Source organism: Cupriavidus sp. 05T313 (assembly GCF_056396665.1).
Genome location: NZ_JBFTLX010000087.1, coordinates 22,301 through 45,532, shown reverse-complemented (window position 1 = coordinate 45,532; position 23,232 = coordinate 22,301). Strand labels below are relative to the sequence as shown.

Genomic DNA, 23,232 nt, shown 5'->3' with positions numbered 1-23,232 from the left:
GTGGTGCATAACTTGCCAAACGCCCGCATCGCTTCGCAAGCCCCGGTTCAACCCCAACGCCGAATTCGCAAATCCGCCCATGCAGACCCGTAAAATCCCCGYCAYCATCGTCACCGGCTTCCTTGGCAGCGGCAAGACCACCTTGCTGCGCCATATCCTTGAAAACGCCGGCGGCCGCCGCATCGCGGTGATCGTCAACGAGTTCGGCGAACTGGGCATCGACGGCGAGATCCTCAAGGGCTGCGGCATCGGCTGCGACGAGTCCGGCGAGAGCAATGGCCAGCTCTACGAACTGGCCAACGGCTGCCTGTGCTGCACGGTGCAGGAGGAATTCTTCCCGGTGATGGAGCAATTGCTGGAGCGGCGCGCCGACATCGACCATGTGCTGATCGAAACATCCGGCCTGGCGCTGCCCAAGCCGCTGGTGCAGGCCTTCAACTGGCCCAGCATCAAGAGCGCCTTCACGGTCGACGCGGTGGTCACCGTGGTGGACGGCGCCGCGGCCGCCGCCGGCCAGTTCGCCGCCGATCCGGACGCCGTGGACGCGCAGCGCAAGGCCGACCCCAATCTCGACCACGAATCCCCGCTGCATGAACTGTTCGAAGACCAGCTAGGCGCCGCCGACCTCGTCATCCTCAACAAGACCGACCTGATCGACGCGGCGCAGCGCGCCGAAGTGGAAGCGCTGATCCGTCCGGAAATCCCCGCCGAAGTGAAGATCGTCGGCGCGCAGGGCGGCAAGCTGGATATCGGGCTGCTGCTGGGGCTGAACCGTGCCTCGGAGGAGAGCATTCACCTGCGGCCCGACCACCACGGCTCGGCGGACGATCCCGATCACGCCGACCACCATCACGACGAGTTCGATTCGGTGGTGGTGGAGCTCGGCGAGGTGGACCGCGATCCACTGATCGATGGCCTGCGCCAACTGGTGGAAAGCCATACGATCTACCGCATCAAGGGCTTCGCCGCGTTGCCGGGCAAGGGCATGCGCCTGGTGCTGCATGGCGTGGGCCGCCGCTTCGACAGCTACTTCGACCGCCGCTGGCAAGCGGGCGAGACGCAGTCCACCCGCATCGTGCTGATCGGGCAGGATCTTGACCAGCCCGCCCTGCAGGCCGCCTTGCAAACCGCGCTGGCGGGCGCCGTGCGCGTGGCTTGAGGCAGACCCTAGCCCAGGCACCCGATGCATCTGCTTTCCACCCGCCCGGGCGGCTTCGTCGACGATAACGCCGGCGTGGTGCGCATCGAGCAGAGCCCGGCCGAGATCGTGGTGCTGAGCGCGGCGGATACCACGCTGTCGCTGCTGGCCGGCGTCTTTCCGCGCCTGGGCGCGGACTTCCCCACGGTGCGGCTGGCCAACCAGATGTACCTGCGCCAGCCGGCCTCGCTCGACATGTACGTCGACGATGTGCTGCAGCACGCGCGGGTGGTGGTGGTCGATCATCTCGGCGGCGATAGCGACTGGGCTTACGGCCTGGAGCGGCTGTCCGAACTGGCGCGCGCGCGCGGCCAGTTGCTGGTGATGTTCTCTGGCGACCTGGCCGAAGATGCCAACCTGCTTGCGCGCAGCAATGCGCCGCAAGCGCTGGCCAGCAACCTGTGGCGCTACCTGCGCGAAGGCGGCGCGGACAACGCGGAACAGTTCTTCCGCTGCCTCGCGCACCATGCCTTTGGCTGGGGCGAGCCGGCATTGCAGCCGCGCGTGCTGCCGCAGGCAGCGATCTATCATCCGGCGCACGGCGTGGCCACGGCGGCGGACTGGCAGCGCGAATGGGAGCGTGACGGCCATCCGGACGGGCCGGTGGTGGCGCTGGTCTTTTACCGCTCGCACCTGCAGGCCGGCAACACGGCCGTGTTCGATGCCCTGATCGCGGCCTTGCGCGCCGAGGGCATGCGCCCGCTGCCGCTGGCGGTCAGTTCGCTCAAGGACACGCTGTGCCGCGACGTCATGCAGCACTTGTGCGCGGAGCACGGCGCGGCGCTGGTGCTCAACACGACGGCGTTCGCGGTTTCCTCGCTCGATGCGCCCGAATCGCCGCAACTTGCCGGCGATGCGCCCGTGCTGCAGGTCATCCTGAGCGGCGGCAACCGCGAGGACTGGCTGCGCGACAGCCAGGGACTCGGGGCGCGCGATGTCGCCATGCATATCGCCATGCCCGAGGTCGATGGCCGCATCATCACGCGCGCGGTCAGCTTCAAGGGACTGGCCTATCGCTGTCCTTACACCGAGGTCGACGTGGTGCGCTACCAGCCTGACGCGGAGCGCATCGCCTTCGTGGCCGAGCTGGCCCGCCGCTGGTGCCGCCTGCGGCAGCTCGGCAATGCGGACAAGCGCGTAGCGCTGGTGCTGGCCAACTATCCGGCCAACGAAGGGCGCATCGGCAACGGCGTGGGCCTGGATACGCCCGCCTCGGTCGTGGGTATTCTCGCCATGCTGCGCGAACAGGGGTACCACTGCGAAGGCTTGCCGGCGGACGGCGACGACCTGATGCGCGGGCTGACCCGGGGCATCACCAACGACCTGGCGCAACGCGACCTGCGGCCGGCTTTCCAGAGCCTGCCGATGGCGGACTACCTGTGGCAACTGGCCGCCCTGCCGGAAGAGAACCGGCGCGCCATTGCCGAACGCTGGGGCCGCCCGGAACAGGATCCGATGGTGCGCGAAGGCCGTTTCATGATCGCCGGCGTGCGCAGCGGCCATTTGTTCGTGGGGCTGCAGCCGGCCCGCGCGTACGCGCTGCCCGGCGAAGCGGGCACCCAGGGCTATGCCAGCTACCACGATGCCGATCTGGTGCCGCCGCACGGCTACCTGGCCTTCTATTTCTGGCTGCGCCACAGTTTCGGCGCCGATGCCATCGTCCATGTGGGCAAGCATGGCAACCTGGAGTGGCTGCCCGGCAAGAGCGTGGCGCTGGCCGACAGCTGCTGGCCGGATGCCATCCTCGGGCCGCTGCCGCATCTCTATCCCTTTATCGTCAACGACCCGGGCGAGGGCGCGCAGGCCAAGCGGCGCGCGCAGGCCGTCATCATCGACCACCTGATGCCGCCGCTCACGCGCGCCGAGAACTACGGCCCGCTGCAAGACCTGGAGCGCCAGGTCGACGAATACTACGAGGCGCTGGCGGTGGACCCGCGCCGCGCGCGGCTGCTGCGCAAGGCCATCCTGACGCTGATCGTCGACCAGCAACTGCATCGCGAGCTCGGGCTGGATGCCCCCGCCGACAGCGATGGCGAGGACGCGCTGCTCAACCGCACCGACGCTTACCTGTGCGAGCTGAAGGAATCGCAGATCCGCGATGGCCTGCATGTTTTCGGCGTGTCGCCGGCGGGCCGCCAGCGGCGCGACACGCTGCTTGCGCTCGGGCGCTTTCCGGTGGGCGACGGCAAGGGCGCGCAGGCCAGCTTGCTGACGGCGCTGGCCGCCGACCTGGCGCTGGGCGGCGGCTTCGATCCGCTCGATGCCGACTGGTCCGCGCCATGGCAAGGGCCGCGTCCGGCGCAAATGGCGGCGCTCGACGCGGGGCCGTGGCGCCATCATGGCGATACGCGCGAGCGGCTGGAGATGTTGGCCACGGCATTGCTTGACGCGGCGGACGCCGGTGACGGCATGGCGCGTTCCCTGCCGCGGACCGCTGCCGTGCTGGCACGCCTGCAGCGGGACGTGATGCCGCGCCTGGATGCCTGCGGCCCGCAGGAAATGCTGCAACTGTCGCGCGGGCTGGCCGGGCGCTTCGTCCCGCCCGGCCCCAGCGGCGCGCCTTCGCGCGGACGGCCCGATGTACTGCCTACCGGGCGCAATTTCTACTCGGTCGATACGCGCGCGGTGCCCACCCGCACGGCCTGGACGCTGGGCCTGAAGTCCGCCAGCCAGCTGATCGAGCGCCACTTGCAGGAGCACGGCGAATATCCGCAGTCGATCGGGCTTTCCGTATGGGGCACCGCCACCATGCGCAGCGGCGGCGACGACATCGCGCAAGCGTTCGCCTTGCTGGGCGTGCGGCCGAAGTGGGCGCCCGGCAGCTACCGCGTGACCGATTTCGAGATCCTGCCGATGACGATCTTCGACCGCCCGCGCATTGATGTGACCTTGCGCGTGTCGGGTTTTTTCCGCGATGCCTTCGCCAACGTCATGCGCCTGTTCGATGCCGCCGTGCAGGCGGTGGCCGAACTGGACGAGCCGGCCGAACTCAACCCGGTGCGAGCACGCGTGCAAAGCGAGCGAGCGCGGCTGGAAGCGCAGGGCGTGCCGGCCGCCGAGGCGCGCCGCCGCGCGGGCTGGCGCGTGTTCGGCGCGCGGCCGGGCGGATACGGCACGGGCCTGCAGGATCTGATCGAAAGCCGCAACTGGCAGGACGACCACGATCTCGCCCAGGCTTACCTGCATGCCGGCGGCTACGCCTACGGACAGGGCACGGATGGCGTCGAAGCGCGCGCCAGCTTTGCCGAGCGGCTGGCCAGCCTGGATGCGGTGGTGCAGAATCAGGACAACCGCGAGCACGACCTGCTCGACGCCAACGATTACTACCAGTTCCAGGGCGGCATGGTGGCCGCCGCGCGCGCGTTCGGCGGTGCCCAGCCGGCCATCTATCACGGCGATCACAGCAATCCGGCGGCGCCGCGCATCCGTACCCTGCAGGAAGAAATCAGCCGCGTSATCCGCGCGCGCGTGGTCAAYCCSAAGTGGATCGACGGMGTSAAGCGGCATGGCTACAAGGGCGCCTTCGAGATGGCCGCCACCGTGGACTACCTGTTCGGATTCGATGCCACCACGCGCGTGGTGGCCGACCACCAGTACGCCCTGGTGACCGATGCCTATGTGAACGACGCGGACACCCGCGCCTTCCTGCGGCAGCACAATCCGCGCGCGCTGCACGCCATCTGCGAGCGCTTGCTCGAAGCGGTGCAACGTGGCCTGTGGCAGGAGCCGGGCGCACGCCGCGCCCAATTGGAACAACACCTGCTCGACAGCGAGCAGGCGCTTGAAGGAATGCCCTCATGAATGCGACCGCCCGGCTCCTGCGCGTGCCGTTTCCCTTCAGTGCCCTGGTGGGGCAGCAGCGTCTGCGGCAAGCGCTGCTGCTCGCCGCGGTGGACCCCGGCATCGGCGGCGTACTGGTCAGCGGCCCGCGCGGCACGGCCAAGTCGACCGCCGCGCGCGCGTTGGCCGAACTGCTGCCAGAGGGCCAGTTCGTCACGCTGCCGCTGGGCGCCAGCGAAGAGCAACTGACCGGCACGCTTGACCTTGGCCATGTGCTGCAGCAGAACGAGGTACGCTTCGCGCCCGGCCTGCTGGCGCGAGCGCACCAGGGGGTGTTGTACGTGGATGAGGTGAACCTGCTGCAGGATCACCTGGTCGACCAGTTGCTCGATGTAGCCGCCAGCGGCGTCAACGTGGTGGAGCGCGACGGCGTGTCGCACCAGCACGAGGCGCGCTTCGTGCTGGTCGGCACCATGAACCCGGAGGAGGGCGAGTTGCGTCCGCAACTGCTGGACCGCTTCGGTCTGGCGCTGGCGCTGGAGAACTGCACCGATCCCGCGCAGCGCCAGGCCATCGTCAAGGCGCGGCTGGCGTTCGACAGCGATCCCGGGGCGCTGCGCGCGCGCTTTGCCGCCGAGCAGGACACGCTGACGCGGCAGGTGCGGCTGGCGCGCGCGGCGCTGCCGTCGCTATCGTTCAGCGATGCCGTGCACGAGCATGTCAGCGCGCTGTGCCTGGCCGCTGCCGTCGACGGCGTGCGCGCCGACCTGGTGATGTTGCGCGCGGCGCGCGCGCTGGCGGCCCTGCAATGCGATGCGGCGGTGGTGCCGGCGCATGTGGATGCCGTCGCGGAACTGGTGCTGCACCATCGGCGCCAGGCGGCGCCCGATGCCGACAGGCATGGCGATGCCAGCGATGCCGGGGAATCCAGCCGTGCCAGCGATGGCGGGGGCGATAGGGCAGATACCGGCGCGGCGGGCGCCGGCAACCCCTGGGGAGCGCTTCCGCCGCCGTCGGCGGCCAGCACGACGGGCATCGCCGCCGTCAAATCCGTGAGGCCGCTGCCCGCAAAAAAAGCCTGAGCCACCGGCAGGCCGCCGCCGATTCCGGGCAAGGCGGCAACCGGTGGCAGGCACCCCGTTTCGCCTCTCCCCGAGGCCTCCCGGCAGGCCTGCGCATCCACTGGCCGCGCACGCTCGCGGCCAAGCGCACCGAACCGCTGGCCGCCGGCCACCTCCGCATGCGAACCCAGCAGGCACATGCCGGCGTGTTGCATTGTTTCGTGCTCGACTGCTCGGCATCGATGCTCCATGGCCGCCAATTGGCGCTTGCGAAAGGCGTGCTCCTGCGCTTGCTGGAGCGCGCCTACCAGGCGCGCGCCGAAGTGGCGCTGGTGTGCTTCGCCGGAGGCCGGGCGGAGGTGCGCCTGCAGCCAGCGCGGGCCCGTCCGTGGAGCGAAGCCTGGATCCGCCCGATTGCCGGTGGCGGCGGTACGCCGCTGGCGCTTGGCATGGAGCGTGCCGGCCAGCTGCTGGCGCAGGCTGCGCACCGCCGTCCGGCGCAGCAGCGCTGGTTGTGGCTGCTAAGCGATGGCCGCAGCATGGAGCAGCCGCCGCGTCCGCATGGGGCAGATGCGGTGATGGTGGTGGATTTCGAGCGGCAGGCGGTGGCGTTGGGGCGTTGCCGGCATTTGGCGCAGAGGTGGGAGGGAGAGTATCTGGTGGCGGATGCGTTGATCGGGTGAGATACCAGCACTGTATGTTTATACAGTGTGGTGTAGGATGCCATTTCCTCCGCCGGATCATGAGCGTGAAAGCGAAACGTACACTCGGTGGCCTGGATGGCGGCCTTGGGCGTTGGCGTCAGGCTTGTCATTCGTATAGTCAGGCTATACATTTCTCATGATTTTGCAATGAGCAAAAGCTTCGCTCACTCCGGCCTGCAGCGATTCTTCGAGACCGGATCGAAAGCCGGGATTCAGCCTCGGCATGCCGAGAAACTTCGGATACAGCTTGGTGCTTTAGACCACGCCATCAAGCCGGAGGACATGGGCGTGCCCAGTTGGAGATTGCACGAACTCAAAGGCCGCATGGCCGGACACTGGTCAATCAGCGTCAATGGGAATTGGCGCATTACCTTCAGATTCGAGGATGGTGATGCGCTGGTTGTGGACTACCGCGACTACCACTGACCCTCAAAGTACTGACATCAAGGAGCCCATCATGACTCGGATGCAAAAGCCTCCGCATCCCGGCACGGTCCTCGCTGAATGGCTGGCGGGCCTCGACGACATGACGATCACGGCGTTCGCCGAGCACATCGAAGTGACGCGTGCCACGCTCTCCCGTATCGTGAACGGCCATGCGGCAATTACGCCCGATATTGCCATTCGCCTGGAAGAAGCGTTGGGTGCCAGCCGCGAGATGTGGTGCGGTATGCAGACGGCCTACGACCTCTGGATGGCCGCGCAGAAGCCCCGGAAACACATCAAGCCGATTGCTCGTCCGGTCATGGACGAAGCGGAGCCGTCCTGCGCATAGGGCACCGGCGGGAAGCCCATATAAGTTCCGCTCCGGCCACACTCGCTCAATGGCTTGAGCAAGGGCGCCGATGTGGTTCCCATTTCAGCGAGCGGCGCAGGTCCGCCTCGCCAGACCTCACCCCATCCGCACCTCGATCTCATCGTAGCGCCGGACCCGGTACACCACCATCGAGATCAGCCAGCTCAGCACGAACACGCCGATGATCACATAGCCGAGCATGCCGAAATGTTCGTTCAGCTCCCCGATCACGTCCCACAGGCCGCCTTCCAGCCCGAGCTTGTCGGCGATTAGTCCGAGCGCTTCGATGCCACCGATCACTACCGCGACGATCACCGATACCAGCGTGATGGTCATGTTGTAGTAGAGCTTGCGGATCGGCTTGGTGAAGGCCCAGCCGTAGGCGCCCAGCATCAGGATGCCGTCGGTGGTGTCCACCAGCGACATGCCGGCGGTGAACAGCGCGGGGAACACCATGATGGTCCAGAACGGCACGCCTTTTGCCGCCTCCGCCGCCGATAGCCCGAACAGCGCCACCTCGGTGGCGGTATCGAAGCCGAGGCCGAACAGCAGCCCCATCGGGAACAGGTGCCAGCTGCGGCTGGCCAGCCGGAACAGCGGGCGGAACAGCCGCGACAGCACGCCGCGGTTGTTCAGCAGCAGGTCCAGGTCCTGCTCCTTGAGCGCCTCGCCGCGCTTGACCGCCCGGAAGGCGCGCCACACGGAGATCAGGATCAGCAGGTTGAAGAAGGCCAGCAGGAACAGGAACAGCGCGGACACGCTGGTGCCGATCATGCCGCCCACGGCTTTCATGTCCGCAAAGCGCGTTTGCAGCGCGGCGGCGGCAACGGCGATGCCGATCGACATCAGCGTGACCACGGTGGAATGGCCGAGCGAGAAGAAGAAGCCGACCGTCACCGGGCGCTTGCCTTCCTGCATCAGCTTGCGCGTGACGTTGTCGATGGCTGCGATATGGTCGGCATCGACGGCGTGGCGCAGGCCGAGCGTGTAGGCCAGGACCGCCGAGGCCAGCAGCATGGGGTGCTCGCGGAACGCCACCAGCGCCCACACCCACGCCCCGGCGTTGGCGGCGATCAGGAAGACATAGAGCGCAATGACCTTGCGGCGCACGTCGGCGTCCTGGTCGTTGAAGATGCTGGCGAGGAAGCGAAACATGGGGGCTCCGTGAACGGTCCGGAATGTTGGGTAAATGGGCGACCGCCGGGATTCATGCCCGGCGGCGGCGCCTGCGAAACAACCTGCGCCAGCCGATCACCACGCCGCTGACAGCGCCTGCCAGCCCGACGATCGAAAGCAGCCAGACCGCCAGGTCCCAGGCGGGGCGATGCCGCAGCAGCCAGCCGAGATCCCAGCTATGCGCGGCATTGAACAACCACCGGTAGGCGCGCCGGCTGCTGTCGCTGCGGCCGAGCAGGTTGCCGTTGTCGGGATCGATATACGCCCAGGTTTCGGCGGCATCGTCAAAGCGCACGCGCAGCACCGGCAGCTTGCGCGGCTGGTGGTGGCTGTACCAGTAGGCGTCGTCTTGTTGCAGCAGGTCGCTGCCAGCGACAGCCGCGTCCGGCACCAGCCGGGCGGCAGCCTGCGCGAGCGCCCCGGCGGAGATCGCAAGCGGCGCCCCGGTGTCGGCACGGTAAGCCTGCGTCGTGACCGCGGCGCCGGCAGCGGCCCGCGCCACCAGCAAGACCGGCAATCCGGCCTGCCAGGCCATCTTGATTTCCCGCGGGGGCGCGCCGGTGCCAGGCGGCATCCCCGCAAGCGCCGTGGCGTCCCTGGCGGGAAAGCGCGGCAGGACTTCGCCCGCATAGCGCTCCAGCGCGGGCTGCGCAAACGCGCGCCCCGGAAACCACTGGTTGGGATTGACCGATAGCCAGCCGCTTGCCAGCCAGGCCAGCAGGAACAGCGAACCGGCCAGGCCGGCGATATGGTGCCAGGCCATCCAGCCGTGATAGGGCGAGGTGCCGCCGGCGCTGCCATGCGCAAAGCGGCGGCGCACGCGCAGGCGCAGCCAGCCGATCCAGATGCCGCTGATCGCCACGGCGATGCAGACGCCGGATGTCCACAGCACCACCTGCCGCCACAGCGGCGGATCGGCCCGCACCGGCGTGAAGTAAAGCCAGTGCGGGACCGCGCCAAGCCAGTTCCAGAATCGCTCGTTGCGGTTCGTGTCGCGCATGACTTCGCCGGTGCGCGCGGAGACATACAGCTCGGTGCCGGCGGCATCGTCCAGCGCAATGCGGTGCAGCGGGCGCCAGGGATTCAGTCCGTTGGGCACGGTCCACTGGTCCCGCTCGGCGGTCTCGATCCAGCGCGCGCCGGCGGCGCCGGAGAAGCGCCGGGCGATCTCTTGCGCGGCGGGGGCATCCACCTGTTCGATGCGGGCCGCGTTGCGCGCGGACACGGTGTGTGGCTTCCCGTTCCAGTCGACCATGCGATAGACGGGGTGCGCGCCCATCATTTCCAGGCGCAGGCTGCGCGGAAAGCGGGCGAGGCCTGCGCCGGCCATCGCCGCATCGGGCGAGACCCGCACCGTGGCCACGTCCAGCGGCGGCAGCCCCGCGAGGCGCTCGGCGTCGGTCAGCGCGGGAAAGGCCACATACATCATGACCAGTCCCGACAGGAACCACATGGCGATCAGCAGGCAGCCGGCGATGCCGGCCCAGCGGTGCACCAGATAGAGCCAGCGGCGCGTGAAGCGCCAGCAGGACTCGCGCCAGGACAGGGGCGTGCTCGCCATGGCCTGGCCTAGAAGTAGAAGTTGGCCGACAGCTCAGCGGCGCGCGGCCGTCCCAGCAGCCACTGGGCGCCGCTGTTGCCGGACGATTCGGCGTAGTCGCGGTTGAACAGGTTGTAGACCCGCAGTGTCAGCGCCGTCTTGCGCGATATGCGCCATTGCAGCGAGGCATCGACCACCGTGTACGACGGCATGGCCGTCGTATTGGCATTGTTGGTATAACGCTTGCCCACGTAGCGCAGGCCGCCGCCGGCCTGCCACCGCGGCGCGAAGGCCCAGGTCAGCCACAGGTTGGCCGCCTGCTGCGGCACGTTCGTCGGCACGTTGCCGTTGCGCGAGACCAGGGCGCCGTTCACGCTTTCGGTGAAGTCGTCGTACCGGGCCCGCAGCAAGGTGCCGTTGGCATCCACGCGCAGGCCGCGCATCAGTTCCACGCTGACCGAGGCTTCCAGCCCGCGCGAGGACTGCTCGCCTACCTGCACCGAGAGCGCCGGGTTGCCGGCATCGCGCGTGAGGAGGTTCTTCTTGACGATCTGGTAGGCGGCAAAGGTCCACTCGCCGCGCTGGTTCCAGAACGACTGCTTGACCCCGGCTTCGATCTGCCTGCCGGTAGCGAGCTTGAAGTCCTTTTGCGCATCCGAGGTGGTGATCAGTGCGCCAAGGGGGTCGGTGGCCGTGGCGTACTGCGCGTAGACGGAAAAGGCGGGTGTGAATTCGTAGACCGTGCTCGCGCGCCAGGTGACGTTGTTGAAGCTGCGGGTCCAGTCGTCGCCGGAGACCAGGTTGCCGCGCTCCAGTTCGGCATGGTCGAGCCGCACGCCGCCGATCACCGACCATTGCCGGGTCAGCTTGAGGCGGTCTTCGCCAAACAGCGCGTATTGCGTGGTGTGGGTACGGAAGCGCGGCGACGTGACGATGCCCGGCGGGCTGAAGAACTGGCCCGGATCGAACTGGTAGGCATTCACGGTGGAGGTACCGCCGTAGGGCGAGTTGTTGCTGTGGGTGAAGTTGATCCGGTTGACGTCGAATCCCACCAGGGCGGTATTGGCCATGCCGAACAGCTGCCCGTCGATCTTCAGGTCGGCGCGGTCGCCCACCTGCTCCTGGTTGTGCAGGATTTCCAGGTAGTCGGTGCGGCGCACCTGGCCGGTTGCCGGCAGGAAGGTATAGGACTCGGCATCGCGCCAGTGGCGCTGGCTGGTGAGGTAGTAGAACTGGTTGCGCACCGTCACTCGCTCATTGGGCTGCCATTGCGCGGCGAGCCGGGTCCAGCGGTCGCGGTAGGTGATCTCGGCATCGCCGACGTTGTAGTTCTTCTTGCGCAGGGAGGTGTCCAGGCTGCCGCTGACCAGCGGCGTGCCCAGGTATTGCATCGGGTGCTGGTCGCCGTCGTCATAGGACAGCGTCATATTGAACTCCGGCGATACGTCGAGCCGCACCGCGGCCGACACCGCCACGCTGCGCGAATCGCCCCGGTCCACCCAGCCGCCGGAGCGCGCGTAGTTGGCATTGAAGCGGTACGAGAGATTCTCGTTGACCGCGCCGCCGCTGTCGAAGGCGGCGCGCGCGGTGCGCTGGGTGCCGCCGGTGAGCTGCAGCTCGTTGGCGATCGGCGCGCGCAGCGGCTTCTTGGGGATCACGTTGACCACGCCGCCGATCGCGCCCTCGCCGTACATGACCGAGGCCGCGCCGCGCAGGACTTCGATGCGGTCCGYCGACCAGGTGTCGAAGGGGAAGGTCACGGTGCCGGAGGCGACGTAGAGCCGTGTGCCGTCGTACAGCTGCATCACCGAGCCTTGTCCGGAGAAGCCGCGCGCCGTGAGCGACGTGCCGCCGTTGCCGGGGGCGCCGTTGGAGGTTATGCCGGTGGTGCGGGTAACGGCTTCGCGCACCGACTGGTCGCCGCGCTCGCGTATCGTCTCGCCGGACAGCACCTCGACGCTGGCAGGCGTTTCCAGCGGGGTCAGGCCAAGCCGGCTGCCCGTGCCCGTGGGCTCCGACAGTGCCAGCCCTGGCAACTGCGAGTCACCGGTGACCATCACCGCCGGTAGCACCGTGGTGTCTTTCCGAGACGGCTGGGAGCGCTCCGAGGCTGGCGTATCGTCCGCGGCCCAGGCCGCGTCCGTGCCCAGCGTGGCAAAGGCCCCGAGCGAGAGCGCGAGCGCGCAGTGGTGCGCCAGCTTGCGCGGGGCGGGAGTGAAAAGGTGCCTGGAGGAGCCCGGCAGGGGGGTGCGGGCAATGCGAGGGCGCGCGGACATGGACTTTCCATCGTTGGCCGCAGGCGACCCCGCCTGGCGGCAATGAACGAAGAAGCCACGGACGAGCGCGCAGTGGCGGCGGGCCCATGGCCAGCCGCCTCACGCCTGGCCGCCCGTCCGCAGCCTCGGTGATCGGTCGAAGGCCGGTATCCGGGCTCGCAGGGGGACGCCTGCCACTGGGGCGCGTCCGGGGTGCCGCCTTCCCACGCATCGATGCGCAGTGGCTGCCGCTGCCTACGGGCGCGGCGTTCACGACGGGATCTCTCTTCACTGTGGTGCTTTGTACGATATAGATGCCGCTTCTTGCTTTTTTCTTGCGGGCTTTCCCCAGTTGACGCTAAAGAAGGCGCAAGCCGTTCCGATATCCCGGAGATGCCGCGTGTCTCCCGCATCGCTGGTACTTGCCTAGAAAAAGCGAACTTCATGAATCAACTGACCTTGCGAAAAAAGCTGTGGATCCCTCTCGTGCTGGCCTGGCTAGGTCTGCTCCTGCTGACCGTGATGCACGCCTTCCAGACCCGCCAGTTGCAGATGGCGGACCGTCGTGGCGAACTGGCCAACGTGGTCGATATGTCGCTGTCCCTGGTGCGCGACTATGCCGAGCAGGCACGCCAGGGGAAGATGACCGAGGATGAGGCCAAGGCCCAGGCCACTGCCCGCATCGCCGCGCAGCGCTATGGCAAGGACGGCTACATCACCATCGTCAGCGCGGATTCCGTGATGCTGATGCATCCCATCAACGCCAAGCTCAATGGCAAGAACCTGCGCGATTTCAAGGACGCCAAGGGCAACGCCTTGTACGTCGATATCGCGGCGCGTGGCGCTTCGGCGGAAGGCTCGGGTCATCTGGACTACTGGTGGCCCAAGCCTGGCAGCGACCAGCCAAGCCCGAAGGTCGGCTACGTGGCACGCTACAAGCCATGGAACTGGGACCTCGTCGCGGGCACCTATATGGATGACGTGGAGGCGCAATTCCGCACCTCGCTGTATCAGTCGCTCGGGCTGCTGGTGTTGCTCGGCATCGTGATTTCCGTGGTGGCGACGCTCCTGATCCGCAGCATCCAGCGCTCGGTCGGCGGCGAGCCCGCCACCGCGGCGGCGCTTGCGTTGCGCATGGCTGGCGGYGACCTCACCGCGCAGGTCACGGTCGCCCCGGATGACCGCGCCAGCCTGATGTACGCGATCGGCCATATGCGCGACCAGCTCGCGCGCACGGTCTCGGGGATCCAGCAGTCGGCCGAATCCATTACTTCGGCCGCGCAGGAGATTGCCTCCGGCAATACCGACCTGTCGAGCCGTACCGAGCAGCAGGCTGCCTCGCTGCAGCAGACCGCGGCCAGCATGGAGCAGATCACGGCGACGGTGCGCCAGAATGCCGACAACGCCACCGAGGCCAGCCAGTACGTGGCCGACGCCTCGCAGATTGCGCAGCAGGGCGGCAGCGTGGTGAGCCAGGTGGTGGACAAGATGCGCGGCATCACCGCCAGCTCGCGCAAGATCAACGACATCATCGGCGTGATCGACGGCATCGCCTTCCAGACCAATATCCTGGCGCTGAACGCCGCGGTGGAAGCCGCTCGCGCCGGCGAGCAGGGGCGCGGCTTCGCCGTGGTGGCGGGGGAAGTGCGCAATCTAGCGCAACGCAGCGCGGGCGCGGCCAAGGAGATCAAGACGCTGATCGTCGAGTCGGTGGGCCAGGTCGACAGCGGCTCTGCCCTGGTCGAGCAGGCTGGCCAGACCATGGCCGAGATCGTCAACGCGGTCAGCCGCGTGACGTCCATCATGGATGGCATCGCATCGGCCACCGCGGAGCAGCGCACCGGCATCGAAGAGGTCAATCGCGCGGTCGCGCAGATGGACCAGATGACGCAGCAGAACGCGGCGCTGGTGGAGCAGGCGAGCGCCGCCGCCGCTTCGCTGGAAGATCAGGCCGACGCGCTGCATCACGCGGTGTCGGCGTTCCGCCTGGCTGCCTGAGTATCCGCCCCGGCAGGGGCGGCAAGCCGCTGCTTACAGCAGCGACTTGCCCTGGGCGAGGACCTTGTCGCAGACCTGCCTGGTGACCTGATCCTTGAGGCCGCCGCCGCTCAGGTCGAACTGCTTGCCGTCGCTGTTGTGCAGGATGCCCTTGGCACCGTCGGTATAGCCGCTATCGGCGGTGGGCGAGCCACCTTCAACCTTGCCCAGCAGTTTGTCCTTGACGGAAGCGGCGCCGCTGGCGCCGCCGAGATAGTTGTTCTTGACGCAGAATTCCAGTATGCCGGCGATATTGCCGGTGCTGCCGGACGTCAGGGATTGCAGCGAAGGCATGCTGCCCATCCCGCCCAGGCTGCCGAGTCCGCCGATGGCGCCCTCGCTGCCCTGCGTCGCGCCTTTGAGCATGTCCCCGAGCTGCGCGTGCGCTGCCGCCACCGGTATCAGCGTGGCGATCAGGATCTTCACGACTGTGTTGCGATAGATTCTGGCGTTCATGCGGCGATCCTCCCGGCTTGGTGGAAACCAGCTTCCACTATAGTGCGTGCCCGGATTGCCATTGCACGCAATCCGGGCGCAATCCAGGTGCAATCCAGGTGCAATCGGGGCGCAATCCGCCACCGTCCGCCCCGATGCCAGGCTGCGCCGGGAGACGCCGCGGCTACACCCCCTATCCGGCCTCAGGCCTTGCGTGCCGTCAGCCACTCGGCGGCTTGCAGGGCCTTGCCCACGATGCGGATCTCGCCAATGCTGCCAAAGAAGCCGTCGGCGCGCGCACCGTCCCAGGAACCGCCGCCGATTACCCAGGGCATGTCCGCCGCGAGCGTGGCCAGGCCTGGGGCGTTGCCGGCATTGCGCAGCACCGGCGCGCCTTCCACGTAGAGAATGGTTTCATGGCTGACATCGTCGTTGACGATGGCCACGTGCAGCCACTTGTCGGCAATGATCTCGCCGGACCAGTTGGTCTTGCCGTCGCGGCTGCCGCTCAGCACCGGCACGACTTCCCATTGCACTTCGCGCAGGCTGGAGATGGCGAACAGCAGCGGCGGCGACTCGGGGTCGCCCCCGGTAAAGCCGGCCAGGCTCCCGCGTTTGCCGTCGCGCGTCATGATATTCATCCACGCGTTGTTGCCGGCGCTCCAGTTCTTGTCGATCTTGATGAAAGCTTCGACGGTGTAGCCGCTTTCCAGGGTGGCGGCATTGATGGGTGCCGTGCTTCCCGTGACGAAATAGCTCATGCGCAGCGGCGCGTTCTTGTTGGTGTTCAGGAAGCGCACGCTGCCCGGCGCGGCCGACAGGTAGTGGTGGTCGTCGGACCACACCACATCGCCCAGCTGGGCGGCAGTCACGCCGTCCACATTGAGCGCGGCGCGGCTTAGCGGGTTGGCGCCGGACTGGTCGGCCACGACCTGTCCCACCGGCACCGCGCTGCCCGCGGCGCCCCCGAAGAAGCGCCAGTGCGCCACGGTTTGCGCCACGTGCGGATAGTCCTCCGAATTGCTGGCAGGCTTCTGTTCGGCCTTCACAGGTTCCTTGAAGCCCGCGAGAATCATCGCCTTGGCCTGGTCCGCCAGCGATGTACGCGTTGCCGTGGCGGCCTTGAAGCCCGGATTGAAGCGCGCAAAGCGTTTGGCGAAGTCCATCTGGATGGTGAAGGTCTCGTTGGGCGCGTCGAGCACGGCCTGGTCGAAGCCATTGAGCGTGTGCTTGGGCTTTTGCGGCACCCACGGCGAGAATGACAGCACCTTGATCTGGTTGGCGGTGAGGTCGAATTCGTACAGCCGCATCAGGCCGTTGCCGCCCTGGTAGGCCATCTGATAGTCGACCACCATTTCCTCGACGGCGTTGCCGTAGACATTGGTCTTGGTAAGCCGCGCGGCGCCGTGGTAGTGGCCGTTCAGCGTCATGAAGATCTGGTCGTTGTCCTTGATCAGTTTTTCCCACAGCAGCAGGCCGTAGGGCACCTCGAGCGGTGTAACCCCGTCCTTGTCGATATTGATCAACTGGTGGTTGGCGAGAATGGCTGGCAGCGTCGGGTTGTTGCGCAGTACCTGGCGTGCCCACGCGATGCCGTTGTCGGAGACGCGCCACGATAGCGAGAGCACCAGGAACTTCTGCCCTTCGGCTTCGAACACGTGGTACTCGTGGAAGCCGCTCGGGTCGCGGCCGCCGAAGGTGGCCTGCTTGCTGGCCCGGGCCGTGCCGAACGTCTTCAGGTAGGGCTCGTTGGCCAGCGTGCGCTCCGTGTCGGTGCCGGTGTCGTTCGGGCCGCCGCTGTAGTCGAGGTCGAGAATGACATCGTGATTCCCGGCCAGGATCGAATACGGGATCTTGGCGCTCTCAAGCACCTTCATGGCCTGGTCGGCCACCACCCACTGCTCGGGCTTGCCTTGCTGGTCCACGACGTCGCCGAGATGGATCAGGAAGGGGATGTTGAGCGCCTTGGCATTGTCCGCGACCCAGTTGGTCTGCGCCTGGAACGGCTCGCTGTTGAATTTGCGGCCGAACTGGTCGTTCTCCGCCAGCGTTGCATAGCGCGAGTAGAACTGCGTATCGGGCAGTACCGCCAGCGCGAAATTGGATGCCAGCTGCGGGCCGGCCGGTGGCTGCGGTGCCGGGCTGCCGGTGCTCGGCGCGGCGGGCGCGTCGTCGCCACCCCCACCCCCGCACGCAGCCAGCAATGCACTGCCGCCTGCCGGCAGCAGGCAGCAGCGTCGCACCCAGTCCGGCCCTGAGCAAGCTCCTGCGGCGTTCGTCCGGCACGCTGGTTGTTGTCTTCTGTACCTGTTGCCGCGCATCGGCTTCGTGCTTCTTTGTCATGACTTTCCATGTGGAACAGGAAGCGGCAAAGCTAGCCAGCAGAGATGACATGCGCATGAAGAGATGTCGCAGGCATTTGTTTTTTGTTCTGTAGGTTGGAATTTTGTCTCGAAGAGGCGACATTAGGCTGACTAAGTGTATCGTTTTACCAAAAAACAGGATTTGTTTTCCCGACGTCACCTTTCTGTCACTAACGATCGTCAACATCGGCGCCCACAAGAATCTTTGCCAGTGCGTCCGGGCAAGGGGTGATGCCAGTGACACGCATCGCCCGGCGGCCCAGGGCGCGCGGACAGATCGGGTCAATACGTAAAACGTCACCAGGGAAATCCAATGCGTCACTCCAAATCCATCATCGGCCTGGCCGCCTCGCTATGCATCGCCGGCGGCTTCTACGGTTGCAACGGCAACGGCGACCAATCCAGCCCCGCCGCTCCGGCCACCCCCGGCGCACCGGCCGCGCCGGCCGCGCCGGTCACCCCGCCGGTCGCGGAAGTCACGGGCAAGTGGACCACCGGCGACCTGCATGTACATACGATCCAGTCCAACGATGCGCAGAGCCCCCTGGCCACGGTGCTCGACCAGGCGTTCACCGCGAGCAACCTCGACTGGATGGCCTTGTCGAACCACCTGCGCGTCTCGGATCGCGACCCGGCCGGCACGGCCATCCCTGGCGGCTCGGTGGCATTCTCGAAGGGCATGGCGGACTACGAAGTGCCTGCCGTCAAGCAAATGCAGGCTGACGGCCGCTATCCCGGCAAGCTGATCTTCTCCGCCTTCGAGTGGGACATGCCGACCCACGACCACATGAACGTGGGCATCTTCTCCGGCTCGCCCGCGCTCGCACCGGCCCTCAAGGCCGCCAACGAGTTCGAGTATTTCTTCACCAACCGCGCCGACACCCTGTTCAATCCGGTGGACGTGGCGGCGTGGAATGCCAAAGGCCCGCGCGCCTTTACCACGCACGCCGACGCGCTGCTGGCCTTCAACTGGCTCAAGACAAATTACCCGGACAGCAGCTACGCGCTGATCAACCACCCGTCGCGCAATCCGGGCAAGTACACCGCCGCCAACTATCGTGAGTTGAACGACCTCGCGCCGAATATCGTGTTCGCGGTGGAAGGCATGGTCGGCAACCAGATGGAGCCGGATCGCGGCGGCTACAACAGCGCCTATATCGATGCCAACCTGAAGTCGCGCACCTATGGCGGCGTGGACTATGTGGTGGCGCAAGTCGGTGGCATCTGGGATGCCCTGCTGGGCGACGGGCGCCGCTTCTGGAACCTCGCCAACTCGGACCACCATTTCAAGACCGCGGGCGGCCAGTTCAGCAGCGGCTACTTCCCGGGCGAATACGCACGCAACTACCTGTGGATGGAAGGCACCGGCATCAAGGGCTTGCTGGACAGCCTGCGTGCGGGCAAGTCCTTCTCGGTGTTCGGCGACCTGATCAATGCACTGGATTTCAATGTGGCGGCCGGCAGCACCAAGCGCGAGATGGGCGGCGAACTCATGGCCAAGGCGGGTGACAAGGTCACTGTCACGATCCGTTTCAAGAGCCCGGACCGGAACCGGTTCGAGTATCCGCTGGACAGCGGCGTCAATGTCAACGTCAGGCCGACCGTGGACCATATCGACCTGATCGCCGGCGACGTCACCCGTCGCCCCGCGCCTGGTACGCCGGAATACAGCAAGGAGACCAATGATTCCACGAAGGTCATCGCAACCTTCACCAAGACCGACTGGAAGCTGGACAAGGATGGCTACAACACGGTGACCTACACGTTCACCGCGGCCAAGAGCCAGTACTTCCGCCTGCGGGGCACCAATCTCGGGCTGAACGTGCCGGGAGAAACCGCGAACGGCAACCCGCTGCCCGACACCAAGACCGACCTGGTCGAGAATGCGGCACGCTTCGATGCCATCAACGCGCGCAACTACAACGACCTGTGGTTCTATTCGAACCCGGTGTTCGTGACGGTCGCGTCCGGCGCGTAAGCGCGTAGGCACGTAAGGCCGCAAGCCGCTGGACCGGCATGGCGATACCATGCGATCTGAACGTTTTCGATTGCAGTGTTCAGATCTTTGCGCATTGCCATGCCGGCGGCACGATTACGCGGCACCGCGTCTTGACGACAGCGATGAATCGGCTTTCACTGGCGGGCCGGACGCGCAATGCACCGGCCCTTAGCGGCGCGGCCTGCCCGGCAATGGCAGGCGCGCTTGTGAAGCCTCCTGGAGCAAGGACACGGATCGCCATGGCCATTACCCCCAGCGTCAGCAAGAAGACGTAGCGACACCAGCGGACCACCCTCGATCAACAGAACCCACTCGCGCACCAGTTCAAAGGCAGCCTGGCCCCGGAGAGCCTGGCCGCGCGGAGCGTGACATCGCGCGAAATCCGCTCCGGAGCGTGTCTCAGGGCACATTCAACGGCCGGGACGCCGGCCTACACTGGCGACATCCATCCGGGGAAGGCCGCCATGAACAAGCTAAGGTCCAGCCGTCTGCTCGATCGTATCTCGCCGCTGGTGCTCGCCGACCTGCGCCGCATGCAGGCCGCCGCCGAAGCGGGGCGCGACCCGGCGTCGCAGGTGCAGCCCGCGCCGCTACCCGTGGTGGGTGCGGGTGAATTCGATAAAAATCAAAAAAATGCTGCCAATTGCGCGGAAATTGCCCGCTATGACCCGGAACGGGGTATTTTTGTGATGGAGCTTCGCCTCGCCGGCCGGCGTATCCGATAAGCGCGCCGCCCGCGCAGTTCCGCTGCTGCTCTTGTCGCACGGCTCCGGCTCGCGCCCCCCGCCAACACCCACCTTCGGCTGCCGGCCGCGCCCATGGCGGGACTTGGTATAATTGCCCACTACCCCAAACACATGCCGCCTTGTGCTGCGTGCCTGGCCGCGGCGACTAGCCAGGGCGAGGCAGCACAGCAGCACGGCGGTTCAACGCGTGACGAGGAGTTACGTGGCCGGAACAGAAATCGCAGTGCAAACCGTCCCGCCAGCGGGCAATGCCGTCTCGTCCGGCAGCTCATTCCATACCGCCCTCAAGATCCTGCCCCCCGCGCAACGCGAGGCGATGTTCGAGATCTATGGCTTTTGCCGCGCCGTGGACGATATCGCCGATGGCGACGGCCCGCGCGCCGCGCGCCTCGCCGGCCTGGATGCGTGGCGCGCGGATCTCGCCGCGTGCTATGCCGGTGYGCCGCCGGCCGCGCTGCGTGGCCTGGCCACCCAGATCCAGCGCTTCGGATTGCTGCAGGAAGACTTCCTCGCCGTCGTCGATGGCATGGCGATGGACGTCCTGGCCGATATCCGCGCACCGGACAACGCTACCCTTGACCTGTACTGCGACCGCGTGGCGAGCGCGGTAGGGCGGCTCGCAGTGCGCGTGTTCGGCATGGAGCACGACACCGGCGTGGCGCTGGCGCATCACCTCGGCCGCGCGCTGCAGCTCACCAATATCCTGCGCGATATCGACGAAGACGCCGGGCTCGGCCGCGTCTACCTGCCGGCCGAAGCGCTGGCGGCCGCCGGCGTGCCGCTCGGCGCGCCGCAAGCTATCGTCGGCCATCCCGCCATCGGCCGTGCCTGCGCGGAAGTGGCGCAGCAGGCTCAGGCGTACTATGCGCAGGCTTTCGCTATCATGGCGGGTTGTCCTCGCCGGATCGTGCGCTCGCCGCGCATCATGGGCGAGGTCTACCACGTAGTCCTGCAGCGTTTGCTGGCCCGCGGCTGGGCCAATCCGCGCGCGCGCGTTCGCGTGCCGCGGGCGCGGCTGTTCTGGATTCTGCTCCGGCATGGCCTCATCTGAGGCGATCCCGCGAGGTATTGCTGATTGCGTTGTTGAAAAGAGGACATCGAGACCGATGAGCCAAGTAGCACTATCCCCCACGCCGGCCACGGCCGTGCAGGGTGCGCCGGAGCATCACGAGCTGCAAGGCACGCTCGACCGTGCGCTTGACGCTTTGCTGGCGACCCAGCGGCCGGACGGCCACTGGGTATTCGAGCTGGAGGCCGACGCCACGATCCCGGCGGAATACGTACTGCTGGTGCACTACCTGGGCGAGACCCCGGATGCCGTGCTGGAAGCGCGTATCGCGCGCTACCTGCGCCGCATCCAGAATGCCGACGGCGGCTGGCCGCTGTTCCATCAGGGCCGCTCGGACATCAGCGCCAGCGTGAAAGCGTATTTCGCCCTCAAGATGATTGGCGACGATACCGAATCCGAGCCTATGCGCCGCGCCCGCGCGTCCATCCACGCCCAGGGCGGCGCCGAGGCCAGCAACGTCTTCACCCGCACGCTGCTGGCGCTGTACGGCGTGATGCCGTGGCAAGCGGTGCCGATGATGCCGGTCGAGATCATGCTGCTGCCGCTCTGGTTCCCGTTCCATTTGTCCAAGGTCGCGTACTGGGCCCGCACCGTGATCGTGCCGCTGCTGGTGCTCAACAGCCTGCGCCCCCAGGCCAGGAACCCGCGTGGCGTGGGCATCGACGAATTGTTTATCCGTCCTTGCCAGGCGGCCCGCCTGGCCCCGAGGGCGCCGCATCAGAACCGGGTCTGGTTCACCGTGTTCAGCGCGCTGGATGCTGGCCTGCGCGTGGCGGAGCCGTTGTTCCCCCGCAGCCTGCGCAAGCGTGCCATTGCCCGTGCCGAGAAATTCGTGCGCGAACGCCTGAACGGCGAGGACGGCCTGGGCGCCATCTTCCCGGCCATGGCGAACGCCGTCATGATGTTCGACGTGCTGGGCGTACCGCGTACCGATCCGGACGTGGCGGTGGCGCGCGCTTCCATCGAAAAGCTGCTGGTCGTGCATGGCGACGAAGCCTATTGCCAGCCGTGCCTGTCGCCGGTCTGGGATACCTCGCTGGCCAGCCACGCCTTGCTGGAGGTCGGCGGCCCGCGCGCCGAGGCGGCGGCCGAGCGCGGCCTGCAATGGCTGCGCCCCCTGCAGGTGCTGGACGTGCGCGGCGACTGGATTGTGCGGCGTCCCGACGTGCGTCCCGGCGGCTGGGCCTTCCAGTACGCCAATCCGCACTACCCGGACGTGGACGATACCGCCGTGGTGGCCATGGCCATGGACCGCGCGGCGCGTTCCGGCGCGGCGGCGCCGGCCGTCGCCCCGGCGAGCCATCGCGCGCGCTATGACGAAGCGGTTAGCCGCGCGCGCGAGTGGGTGGCCGGCATGCAGAGCGGCAACGGCGGCTGGGGCGCTTTCGAGCCCGAGAACACGCATGAATTCCTGAACAATATTCCGTTCGCCGACCACGGCGCCTTGCTCGATCCGCCCACCGCCGACGTCTCGGCGCGCTGCCTGTCGATGCTCGCGCAACTGGGTGAAAACTCGGCGAGCAGTCCGGCGTTCAAGCGCGCGCTGCGCTACCTGCTCGACGAGCAGATGGCCGACGGCAGCTGGTACGGCCGCTGGGGCATGAACTACATCTACGGCACCTGGAGCGCGCTGTGCGCGCTGAACGCTGCCGGCCTGCCACCGGAGGCCCCGGAGATGCGCCGCGCGGCAGCGTGGCTGGTGTCGATCCAGAACGCCGACGGCGGCTGGGGCGAGGATGGCAGCAGTTACCGCCTCGACTACCAGGGCTATGAGCCCGCGCCCAGCGTCCCTTCGCAAACCGCATGGGCCTTGCTGGGCCTGATGGCGGCGGGCGAGGTCGATCATCCCGCCGTGGCGCGGGGGATCGATTACCTGGTGCGCACGCAGCAGGCCGATGGCCTGTGGAACGAGGCACGCTTCACCGCGGTGGGCTTCCCGCGCGTGTTCTACCTGCGCTACCACGGTTATGCCCGCTTCTTCCCGCTCTGGGCCGTGGCGCGCTACCGCAACCTGCGCCGCGACGGCACGCGGGCAGTGGCGTGGGGGATGTGAGCGCGCCAGCTTCGCCCGGT

The 23,232-nt window shown here is 67.2% G+C and carries 16 protein-coding genes; 11 read left to right on the top strand and 5 right to left on the bottom strand.

What is annotated here, in order from left to right; genetic code table 11:
* Window positions 1–79 precede the first annotated feature (79 nt).
* From cobW to AC1DKD_RS19645, 6 genes are all read left to right on the top strand, one after another.
* Complete coding sequence (cobW, locus tag AC1DKD_RS19670; protein WP_477143598.1) at window positions 80–1,159, top strand: cobalamin biosynthesis protein CobW; 1,080 nt, start codon at window positions 80–82, stop codon at window positions 1,157–1,159.
* Between the two features lie 24 nt (window positions 1,160–1,183).
* The gene (gene cobN / locus AC1DKD_RS19665; protein ID WP_441632418.1) at window positions 1,184–4,999 is read left to right on the top strand and encodes a cobaltochelatase subunit CobN; all 3,816 of its coding nucleotides are present in this window, start codon (window positions 1,184–1,186) and stop codon (window positions 4,997–4,999) included.
* A complete protein-coding gene (locus AC1DKD_RS19660) occupies window positions 4,996–6,060 on the top strand; it encodes a magnesium chelatase ATPase subunit I (protein ID WP_441632416.1) in 1,065 nt (354 codons plus the stop codon). The genes cobN and AC1DKD_RS19660 overlap by 4 nt, the downstream gene beginning before the upstream one ends.
* A 158-nt stretch (window positions 6,061–6,218) precedes the next feature.
* Complete coding sequence (locus AC1DKD_RS19655; protein WP_441632414.1) at window positions 6,219–6,722, top strand: vWA domain-containing protein; 504 nt, start codon at window positions 6,219–6,221, stop codon at window positions 6,720–6,722.
* A 168-nt stretch (window positions 6,723–6,890) separates the two neighbouring features.
* Complete coding sequence (locus AC1DKD_RS19650) at window positions 6,891–7,169, top strand: type II toxin-antitoxin system RelE/ParE family toxin (protein WP_441632412.1); 279 nt, start codon at window positions 6,891–6,893, stop codon at window positions 7,167–7,169.
* A gap of 31 nt (window positions 7,170–7,200) precedes the next feature.
* The gene (locus tag AC1DKD_RS19645; protein ID WP_441632410.1) at window positions 7,201–7,518 is read left to right on the top strand and encodes a HigA family addiction module antitoxin; all 318 of its coding nucleotides are present in this window, start codon (window positions 7,201–7,203) and stop codon (window positions 7,516–7,518) included.
* 117 nt (window positions 7,519–7,635) lie between these two features.
* Here the strand turns inward: AC1DKD_RS19645 and AC1DKD_RS19640 are convergent, their stop codons facing one another.
* Genes AC1DKD_RS19640 through AC1DKD_RS19630 form a run of 3 tightly spaced genes read right to left on the bottom strand, consistent with a single transcriptional unit; the run spans window position 7,636 to window position 12,531 of the window.
* A complete protein-coding gene (locus AC1DKD_RS19640) occupies window positions 7,636–8,694 on the bottom strand; it encodes a HoxN/HupN/NixA family nickel/cobalt transporter (RefSeq protein ID WP_441632408.1) in 1,059 nt (352 codons plus the stop codon).
* A 52-nt stretch (window positions 8,695–8,746) separates the two neighbouring features.
* Window positions 8,747–10,276 carry a PepSY domain-containing protein gene (locus AC1DKD_RS19635; RefSeq protein WP_441632406.1) on the bottom strand — a complete coding sequence of 510 codons (1,530 nt, stop codon included), beginning with the start codon at window positions 10,274–10,276 and terminating at the stop codon, window positions 8,747–8,749.
* A gap of 8 nt (window positions 10,277–10,284) precedes the next feature.
* The gene (locus AC1DKD_RS19630; RefSeq protein WP_477143597.1) at window positions 10,285–12,531 is read right to left on the bottom strand and encodes a TonB-dependent receptor; all 2,247 of its coding nucleotides are present in this window, start codon (window positions 12,529–12,531) and stop codon (window positions 10,285–10,287) included.
* A 423-nt stretch (window positions 12,532–12,954) separates the two neighbouring features.
* Here AC1DKD_RS19630 and AC1DKD_RS19625 point away from each other — a divergent pair, with 423 nt between their 5' ends.
* Window positions 12,955–14,508, top strand: coding sequence for a methyl-accepting chemotaxis protein (locus AC1DKD_RS19625; RefSeq protein ID WP_035865338.1), 1,554 nt, complete (start codon window positions 12,955–12,957; stop codon window positions 14,506–14,508).
* 33 nt (window positions 14,509–14,541) lie between these two features.
* On the opposite strand, the gene AC1DKD_RS19620 is transcribed toward AC1DKD_RS19625, so the two are convergent.
* Both AC1DKD_RS19620 and AC1DKD_RS19615 read right to left on the bottom strand, forming a co-directional pair.
* Window positions 14,542–15,003 carry a YjjA family protein gene (locus tag AC1DKD_RS19620; RefSeq protein WP_441632401.1) on the bottom strand — a complete coding sequence of 154 codons (462 nt, stop codon included), beginning with the start codon at window positions 15,001–15,003 and terminating at the stop codon, window positions 14,542–14,544.
* 182 nt (window positions 15,004–15,185) lie between these two features.
* Window positions 15,186–17,225: a LamG-like jellyroll fold domain-containing protein gene (locus AC1DKD_RS19615; RefSeq protein ID WP_477111520.1), complete on the bottom strand. Its 2,040-nt coding sequence runs from the start codon at window positions 17,223–17,225 to the stop codon at window positions 15,186–15,188.
* Window positions 17,226–17,658: 433 nt separating this feature from the next.
* Here AC1DKD_RS19615 and AC1DKD_RS19610 point away from each other — a divergent pair, with 433 nt between their 5' ends.
* The 4 genes from AC1DKD_RS19610 to shc all read left to right on the top strand — a co-directional run bounded on the left by AC1DKD_RS19610 (window position 17,659) and on the right by shc (window position 23,212).
* Window positions 17,659–19,323: an S-layer protein gene (locus AC1DKD_RS19610; RefSeq protein ID WP_441632397.1), complete on the top strand. Its 1,665-nt coding sequence runs from the start codon at window positions 17,659–17,661 to the stop codon at window positions 19,321–19,323.
* Between the two features lie 485 nt (window positions 19,324–19,808).
* Window positions 19,809–20,069, top strand: a complete 261-nt coding sequence (locus tag AC1DKD_RS19605) for a hypothetical protein (protein WP_441632395.1) — start codon at window positions 19,809–19,811, stop codon at window positions 20,067–20,069.
* A gap of 223 nt (window positions 20,070–20,292) precedes the next feature.
* Window positions 20,293–21,141 carry a presqualene diphosphate synthase HpnD gene (gene hpnD, locus AC1DKD_RS19600; RefSeq protein WP_477143596.1) on the top strand — a complete coding sequence of 283 codons (849 nt, stop codon included), beginning with the start codon at window positions 20,293–20,295 and terminating at the stop codon, window positions 21,139–21,141.
* Window positions 21,142–21,196: 55 nt separating this feature from the next.
* Window positions 21,197–23,212 carry a squalene--hopene cyclase gene (gene shc, locus AC1DKD_RS19595; protein WP_441632391.1) on the top strand — a complete coding sequence of 672 codons (2,016 nt, stop codon included), beginning with the start codon at window positions 21,197–21,199 and terminating at the stop codon, window positions 23,210–23,212.
* The last annotated feature ends 20 nt before the right edge of the window (window positions 23,213–23,232 follow it).